At 58.6% G+C, this 584-nt stretch carries 1 protein-coding gene; it reads right to left on the bottom strand.

Going from position 1 to position 584, the window contains the following annotated elements; genetic code table 11:
• A partial coding sequence (locus JIN85_RS22600) for a hypothetical protein (RefSeq protein ID WP_200274489.1) occupies positions 1-527 on the bottom strand: 527 nt, incomplete at its 3' end.
• Positions 528-584 lie beyond the last annotated feature (57 nt).

Below are 584 nucleotides of genomic sequence, written 5' to 3'. Positions count from 1 at the left end.
GTGATTTTACCGGCGTTGAGGGTGTTGTTCAGCACGGTGGCAATCAGCGCGTGCGGATTGAGGTTTTCACCAAACTGGAACGCCTCGCTGGTCAACTGCACCAGCTCGTCGGCCTCATCGATGATGGTTTCACCGTGCAACGCCTGGCGGTGCAGCCAGCCGACGACTGGCTCGACCTTGGTATTGGTGACATAAGCACCGGTGGTTGGATCGACGCTGGCCGCGTTGAGCAACAGCTCGAAGTCGAGCTTGCCGAATTCCTGAACGTTGAAGGCGTGGGTGAAGTCGTCGCCGCCCAGCGGAATGCGGGTGCGCACGCCATAGGTGCCGGTTCCAGTCCCCGGAGCACGACGCGATACGAAGTTGCTGGGCGGGCGTGGTTCCCATTGTTCACAGCTCGGCAGCTTGAGCCATTCGGCCTTGGTGGTGGCGAAAATGGGCACCGCGCTCTCGGTGACGACAGTGCCATCGATGGTCGAGCCAAGACGCGCAAACCAGAGGTGACTTCCTAATACGAGGTCTTTCATGATGATAAATGAAGGGGTGAGTTGTTAGAGATCAGTCGCCAGTGATGACGTTGAGGA

The sequence above is a fragment of the Luteolibacter pohnpeiensis genome, assembly GCF_016595435.1.
Lineage (GTDB): Bacteria > Verrucomicrobiota > Verrucomicrobiia > Verrucomicrobiales > Akkermansiaceae > Luteolibacter > Luteolibacter pohnpeiensis.
Note: the sequence above shows the minus strand (reverse complement) of the source record. Positions and strands in the feature narration are given on the sequence as shown.